Origin of the sequence: Caproicibacter fermentans, from assembly GCF_009746625.1 — a bacterium.
Taxonomy (GTDB): Bacteria; Bacillota; Clostridia; order Oscillospirales; family Acutalibacteraceae; genus Caproicibacter; species Caproicibacter fermentans.
In genome coordinates this window covers 43,879-51,113 of the sequence record NZ_VWXL01000002.1, presented here as the reverse complement: position 1 = coordinate 51,113, position 7,235 = coordinate 43,879, and the positions used below count along the sequence as shown (strand labels likewise).

Genomic DNA, 7,235 nt, shown 5'->3' with positions numbered 1-7,235 from the left:
GAAGTTTCAGTGAGACCTGACAAGGGAGAAGTGCGCCCATTTCCGCAAAAGTGGAAATAAATTCAGGAGTATAGCGTTGAAATTCGACGTAATCATTCAGTTTGGAACGCCTCTTGAATCCCTTTTCTCTGAATTCCTCTTCCTGCGCCATTTGTTCAGAGGTTCCCTAATAATCGTTGGGAAAAAATGTAGGCTAGACATAATAAAGTAAAGGCTTGTGATGTAAGCTTTCCCGCAAAAAGCGTTAGATAATACCCGCGAAAGTAATAATTATCTTGCTCTGTCTCTGTATAATATCGATAATAGTATAATAAACGCTCTTTTCGTTCACTGATTTCTTCTTTTCTTAAAATAGACTGAATTTCAGGGCAGTGAAATTCATAAAAGCAATTTTGATCCTTATCTATAAAAATCTCATGTTTTGCAATATCTAAGCTATTAGAAACAACATTATTATCTTTATTTGTTATTTCTGATATTTCAATTGATGTAAATTTTTCCAAGGAAAGAGCAGAGGACATAATGATGTCTTCCATATCAGATTCGGCAACATCACTCTTTCGACCATTGGATTTTAATTGATCCAAACGATAGTGTACAACTTTTTCCAACGCATCAAAATATTCGCTATTTTGTAGCTGAATATCAGCAAACAGAAAATCAACCAAGGCAAGATTACCACCGCTGATCTTTTGTATTTGTGCGATTTTTTTTTGAAAATTCTCTGTAATAGTAAGGGAGAAGTGTTCTTTTTGTAAATATGCAATGATATCTTTTTCGCTATAAGGCTCCATATTAATATTTTCAATCGATGACAACTGATCAAAGACATGTCGATCAAAAAAATCTGATCTTGTGTCTGTTAGTATCAAAAATATTTTTTTATTGAATTCAGTTTCCAGATTGATGATGTTTTCTATGATTAGTCGGATAAAGAGCTTTATAGTACTATCTGCATCAGAAAAATTTTCCACGCAGAATAACGTATTTGAATGCAACCGCTTCCGGAGAATTTTTCTTAATTGCTGATATTGATTATTGCAATCTTGCAGTCCAACTCCAAAACCCAAATTTATAACAGGAGTCCCGATTGAAAACGATATTTCGCTTATGCGTGGGTGTTGAAATGTTCTACCAGGAGAAACGAATACGTCTCCGCGATTAATATAAGCATTGACTGGATGTATACCCCGTTGCTCTAGTCCTTTAATCACCCTGTTGATCACATATCGTTTCCCGCTTCCAGACGGACCTGTCACCAATACGACTTTTTCTGCATATCCATCCAGATAACTCCGAATCATCCGTTCCGCTAATTCGTTGCGTCGATTAAGACCTACACAGTTGCTGTTTTTCATACAATTCTCCCGATGATAATTACATATTATCCTTCATTCTTTTATAGTATATCACGCCCCTGTACGTATTTCACCAATATATTCCTGATTTTGCAAAAATTTTAGAAACTCAATGTCAAACTAAATCACATACTGCTCATCATCGCGTCAAAACCACGTACAGAGTGACGATTCATTTTAGTACCACCAGCAGTGAAACCATGAACGATAAAATCAAGCAGATGCTCCGTAATGAGATACAGCGGATATAGCCCGTAACATTAACAGTCCGGGAATCTGAAAACGGATTCCCGGACTTATTTTTGTTCTACGAACAAAAGATGATTTGTGGAATAAATCTATCGGTCAGATATTAATTCGGACTCAATCATACATACTTTTGTAAAGTTAAAACCCATCTGTGTTAGGCGGACGAATCCCTTCTCTAATACGATTTTATCAAATTCGCCATGTATAAGCATATTGCCCCTTACTGTTGAAATGGAAAATCCGCTGCCCGGACTTCCTGGAGCAATATACTCAGCTAATTTTTTATATGCTTGATTATCATAGAAAGAGGTGTACTTATCATCAGCAAGCGCTTGCGTATATTTAATTTCAATTAAGCCTAACCTTACCAAGTTAACTATGGATGCTGAAATAGCTTCCCATTCTTCACATGCTGGTACAGAAACTATATTGCTGTAGATCATTCTACGAGTATTATTTTTTGCCAATAAATAATTGACTATCGGAAGGTATGTTTCTGGGAATGAATATATTCCTGTTCCACTTAATTCTGGAGTAGGATTAGAATTTTCATTGGTTGATATAGAAAGGCCTATTTTCATTTCTTGTTTAGGCCTAAATAGCATAAGAATTTTGGCATCCAAAGGAGACAGCTGAGTAAGTATGTTAACAAACGAAGGATGCACAGCAGAAAGCATTTGGGAATCACAAGAATGCGCAACCAGATTAGCAAACATTTCTCTCATCTGCTCTTCTTCGAGATAATAGCGACTAGCATCCAATGCCGGGCCTATTACATTCAATGGCGGAGATATTTGTCGTACGGTTGGAATTTGATTGAACTTTCTATTTATCTTCTCTTTGAAATCATCCAGCCACGCATTACGAAAAATTACTGCTGCTTGAATAGGGGTAAATAACACATTGATTAAATCAGATATTCCTTTGCCAATTTCTTTGGCTGGAGCATCCAATGCCTGTAAGAATAGGTGAAGAATAAAGGCTCAGAACACTTCGCAGTATTTCCTGCGTTTGGTTTTACAGTCATCGGCTTCAATTACAATTTGTCAATGGCAGATGATGGCTGAATACAATCACGGGATTTAGGTAAAATGCCGCTTGATTCATACATACCACAGTTTAGCGAGCATCCCTTAATTATCCCTTAATTTGTAAAATGAAAATGCAAAACTTGTATTTTTAGAAAACAAGGTTAGCCGGATCGTTTTATATAAAAAAGCTGCAAACCCTGATTCTGACTGGGTTTGCAGTGTCTCTATCTTCTTTAGAAATCATCAAGACCCCGTTCAGTCTTTAATGGATGAATCGACTTAAAATCCTTCGGAAGTGATTCCTTGCCGGTTCAAGTCCGGCTGGCGGCACCAGAACGGAACTTCTCCAAGCCCAGTATTCATGCGGGTTTGGAGACTTTTTTTGCTTTTTTGCGCTTCGCTGAATTTACGGAATCCGTGGAATTTACCGCCTTTTTTTGTAAGGGATGTGTAAGGGATGGAGCACCGGGAAAAACATTCAGGATTGCGTTGGCGGAGGAAACCTTCGAATCGAAACTTAAATAGGTATCGATATTGGCGGTTGTGCCGATATTGCTATGCCCCAGCCACTCCTGTATTTCCTTGAGGCTCACTCCATGAGCGTACAGCAAACTCGCGCAGCTGTGGCGGAGATCGTGAAAACGAATTCTGCGCATGTGATTTTGCTCCAGCACGCGAGGGAAATGATCCGTAATATACGCCGGCTTGATCTGCTCTCCAATCTCGTTCACATAAATGTAATCAAGATATTTTTTACAGTAGGAGCTGCCGCATAATTTTTGATTTCTTTCCTGCTTCTGCCTCAACTCTTGCAGTACCTTTTCAAATGGAGCAACAAGCGGCAATGTTCTGCAACTGGATTTCGTTTTGGTGCGGTCGCGCGCAATCGTCAGAAATTTGCCGTCGATGCTGACTTCCGTAACGGTATGCCGAATCGTAAATGTTTTCTGGACAAAATCAACGGAATCCCATTTCAGCCCAACAATCTCGCTTCTTCGCAGTCCATAGAACGCACCCAGAAGAACCGCCAGTTCAATCAGCGTTCCCTTGACAACCTGGAACAGCTTTTCCAATTCTTCTTCGTTGTAGATGTTTCCTTCGAACGGTTGTTTTTCCATTTCAACCTAATTATCATTGAGCAAGATAGAAGTTTATGATAAAATGAAATAGATTTATCGCTTTAATATTGGCCCGAACCCGTTTGGGTAAGAACGATACGAAGTAGGTGTAAAAAGTGGATTCCGTGATAAACGATAAAATACGGCTGGCCCAACAAGGGATTGCACGGTTGCGTAAGATTGATGCTATGCTTCAGAATCTGCAAAAACAACAATCTCAGATAAACCACAAAGTTGCTGAGCTCAAAGCCGTTTTGGGAAAAGAAAACTATGATGTTGCTAAAATTGAGGATAAAAGTATTACATCCATTTTTTATTCCCTGTTTGGAAAGCTGGAAGAACGTGTTGAAAAAGAACGGAAAGAAGCTCTCTCTGCAAGATTAAAATACGATCAGGCCGTCAGAGATTTGGAAGATATCAAATGTCAGATTTCGAAGCTCTCCGCGGAACGGCAGAATTATATAAATTGCCAGCACGATTTCGACGCTCTTTATGTCGAAAAGAAAGAACAGATCATGAAAAACGGCGGTAAAGCCGCCCAGAGGATTCTGGAACTGACAAACCAAATAAACAGTGAAAAAATAAACCTGAAAGAAATCAAAGAAGCCATATCCGCCGGTCGTGATGCATTGGATAGTCTTAACCGGGTTCAAAACAGTCTCTCCAGCGCCGAAGGGTGGGGAACTTGGGATCTCCTTGGCGGAGGGCTTATTTCGGACCTTGCAAAGCACTCGCATATTGACGATGCCAAAACGGAAACTGAAAATGCGCAGCGGCTTCTGCGGCAATTTCACGCTGAGTTAGCCGATGTCCGGATCAATTCCGACATTCGCATTGAAACGGACGGCTTTGCTAAATTCGCAGATTTTTTCTTTGACGGACTGATTGCGGACTGGTTCATGCAATCGAAAATCAACCAGTCACAGGAAAGCGTTTCACATGTGCAAAGCCAGGTTCATGACGCCGTACATTGCCTTGAATCAATGGAATCCCAGACAAACTCCAGTATTGGAAAATTGGAAGTGGAACTGGAAAGTCTGATTGTCACTACGTAATAACCAGGTGGGAGAGGACATGCCTGGTTTCAAAACACAATACAAATATTATTCTTATAAGAAAGACAGTCTTAATACGATCTACTTGATCTAAGACTCATCTGAAAATTATATTTACGCGGTGGAAGATTTGTACTGATTGAAATCTATAAAGAGGTGGATCATGAAAAAAATCTAAAAAAACTGTTTCTGCCGATTTTTTATTAGCTCTCATCCTTGTTATGGCATTCTGGTCAGAAACCGATACGCCTTCGGAGCATGGAATCCATTGAGTATGCCTAATCGGGTTCCATTGATAAGAAAATATTCGATTAGCGCTCCGGATAACCAAACAGATAAAAAATTATATGCCACGGAGCCCAAAAACGAATTAGTGCCACCCATCATTTATCTGAAAATGGCGGACGGCAAATATCAACAGTACGTTTTGTCCGGAGGACCGTAAATTCAAAATGAAAAGCGTTAAAGCAAGTAAATATTACGCATATATGCTGCGCTGTTCGGACGGCACGATCTACAGTGGCTATACAACGGATCCGCCCCGCCGCGCTGCCGTACATAATCGCGGGAAAGGTGCGAAATATACCCGCTCCCGCCTGCCGGTTACGTTGGTTTATCAGGAAAACTTTTCCACAAAAAGTGAAGCTCTCAAACGGGAAGTATCTTTAAAAAAGTTGTCCCATTCCGAAAAGATTGCGTTGATAGAGGGTAAAGCGAAAATGCAATTGGACTAAGACTGCTCTTTGCTGATGGCTGAATCCTCAGATTCGCTTTTTGCACTTTTATCCTTCAAATATTCCAGATTATCATATCCCGTCCGAATCAGCTTTTTAATCTGCGGGTTGTCGGGGTCAAGGACAAAGCTGCCGAAGGCTTTGTCCTTTTCCTTATCCGTCAGCCACCGCTCCGAGCCGTGCTGGAACTGCCCGACCGCCTTCGGAGTTTTGATATCCGGCGTAATCGTGTCCAAATTTGACTGATAAGGCCGTAAATTTGTAAGATAAAATAAGAGTACCAAAATCAGAATAAATTCCTGCAAACACAGAAAAAGCATCAAATGCTGACGACTGGTAAAAAGTCCAACGATGCAGTTGCCAAACGGCAGGATTGCCAGTCGTGTCATTTTTCGTCAGCAGTCCATGAAGTGTCGCGGAGAAAAAGAGATTGAAAATACCCCCCACAAAGAAAATCAGGAAGCAGATCAATTTGTGGAGTTCTGTTTTGTGCTAAAGAAGTCATATCATGATTTATTTATTATATTGATTAAAAATTTTATACCATTCAGCACAATCTTTCCCATAATCGTTTGGCATGTCTGAAAGCAAATTGTATTTAATGAAAACCATTGCAATCTGATCCATCGAATAATTTACAAAATTGTCTTGATATCATATTGAAACAATAGTTTGACACCAAGAGGGAAAAGTGTTAAATTTACTAGATGACAATGAATTGCATTTGCATATAACTCGGATCATAAAAGCCCATCATTGACTTGGAGGGACATATGGATACAAAAATCGGCGTCATCTCAGGATTTCTGGGAGCCGGCAAAACCACTTTAATACAAAAACTGTTGAAAGGCACCATACCGAATGAAAAAGTTGTGCTGATAGAAAATGAATTCGGTGAAGTCGGTATAGACGGCAAGCTTTTCAAACAGACCGGGATTCGGGTACAGGAAATCAATTCCGGCTGCATCTGCTGTACCCTTGCGGGAGATTTCAGTGACGCACTGAGAGAAGTTATCCGCAAATATAAGCCGGACAGAATTCTAATTGAGCCTTCCGGCGTGGGGAAGCTATCGGAAATTCTCCCTGCCTGCCGCAGAATTGCTTTGAGAGAAAGAGGGGAAGTCAGTTTTTGCATCACGGTTGTCAATGCTCTGAAATACAAAATGTATGCCAAAAATTTTTCCGAATTCTTTTTCGACCAGATTGAAAACGCAAAAACAATTTTCCTGAGCCGAACGCAGAATGTCGAATTGGATCGGCTGCAGGAGGTGGAGCAAAGTATCCGCGAACACAATCCGAAAGCCGCGATTCTCACAACGCCTTGGGAACAGATTTCTGCAGACCGGATGCTGCAGCTTGCCGAAAACGGCATTCCGCTGCTGATAAAGAATGATGAGCTGCCGGAACATCATCATCACGCAGACGAGACTTTTCAAGTCTGGAGTGTGGAGACGCCGAATCTTTTTTCCCGCGACCTTCTGGAATCAGCACTGGAGTCGCTGCCCAAATATGGAAATATTCTTCGTGCAAAAGGGCTGGTTGCACTGAAAGAGGGCGGCTGGCGTCAGTTCGATTATGTCCCTAGTGAAAGGAATGTTCAGGGAGCACAACCGGATTTTACCGGACGGATTTGCGTCATCGGGGAAAATCTGGACAAACCGGGTCTCGCCGCACTGTTTCAGGTATAATT

At 40.7% G+C, this 7,235-nt stretch carries 8 protein-coding genes; 4 read left to right on the top strand and 4 right to left on the bottom strand.

The window, feature by feature from the left end; genetic code table 11:
* Nucleotides 1-155: 155 nt before the first annotated feature.
* Nucleotides 156-1,358, bottom strand: coding sequence for a P-loop NTPase family protein (locus CAFE_RS00250; RefSeq protein ID WP_156989452.1), 1,203 nt, complete (start codon nt 1,356-1,358; stop codon nt 156-158).
* Between the two features lie 50 nt (nt 1,359-1,408).
* On the opposite strand from CAFE_RS00250, the gene CAFE_RS20765 reads away from it, so the two are divergent.
* The gene (locus CAFE_RS20765) at nt 1,409-1,609 is read left to right on the top strand and encodes a transposon-encoded TnpW family protein (protein WP_456236872.1); all 201 of its coding nucleotides are present in this window, start codon (nt 1,409-1,411) and stop codon (nt 1,607-1,609) included.
* A gap of 87 nt (nt 1,610-1,696) precedes the next feature.
* On the opposite strand, the gene CAFE_RS00240 is transcribed toward CAFE_RS20765, so the two are convergent.
* A complete protein-coding gene (locus CAFE_RS00240; protein ID WP_156989451.1) occupies nt 1,697-2,560 on the bottom strand; it encodes a DUF4393 domain-containing protein in 864 nt (287 codons plus the stop codon).
* A 437-nt stretch (nt 2,561-2,997) separates the two neighbouring features.
* Entirely contained in the window at nt 2,998-3,756 is a 759-nt protein-coding gene (locus tag CAFE_RS00235) for a site-specific integrase (protein WP_156989450.1), read from the bottom strand.
* A gap of 116 nt (nt 3,757-3,872) precedes the next feature.
* Between CAFE_RS00235 and CAFE_RS00230 the strand changes: the two genes are divergently transcribed.
* Together CAFE_RS00230 and CAFE_RS00225 are read left to right on the top strand one after the other, a co-directional pair.
* The gene (locus tag CAFE_RS00230) at nt 3,873-4,811 is read left to right on the top strand and encodes a hypothetical protein (RefSeq protein WP_330593675.1); all 939 of its coding nucleotides are present in this window, start codon (nt 3,873-3,875) and stop codon (nt 4,809-4,811) included.
* A 452-nt stretch (nt 4,812-5,263) separates the two neighbouring features.
* The gene (locus CAFE_RS00225; protein WP_156989449.1) at nt 5,264-5,545 is read left to right on the top strand and encodes a GIY-YIG nuclease family protein; all 282 of its coding nucleotides are present in this window, start codon (nt 5,264-5,266) and stop codon (nt 5,543-5,545) included.
* Here CAFE_RS00225 and CAFE_RS00220 read toward each other — a convergent pair.
* Entirely contained in the window at nt 5,542-5,934 is a 393-nt protein-coding gene (locus tag CAFE_RS00220; RefSeq protein ID WP_233452641.1) for a TRAG family protein, read from the bottom strand. The genes CAFE_RS00225 and CAFE_RS00220 overlap by 4 nt on opposite strands.
* Nucleotides 5,935-6,318: 384 nt before the next feature.
* Between CAFE_RS00220 and CAFE_RS00215 the strand changes: the two genes are divergently transcribed.
* Nucleotides 6,319-7,233 (top strand): CobW family GTP-binding protein, encoded by a 915-nt coding sequence (locus CAFE_RS00215; protein ID WP_156989448.1) that lies wholly within the window; start codon nt 6,319-6,321, stop codon nt 7,231-7,233.
* Nucleotides 7,234-7,235: the final 2 nt, after the last annotated feature.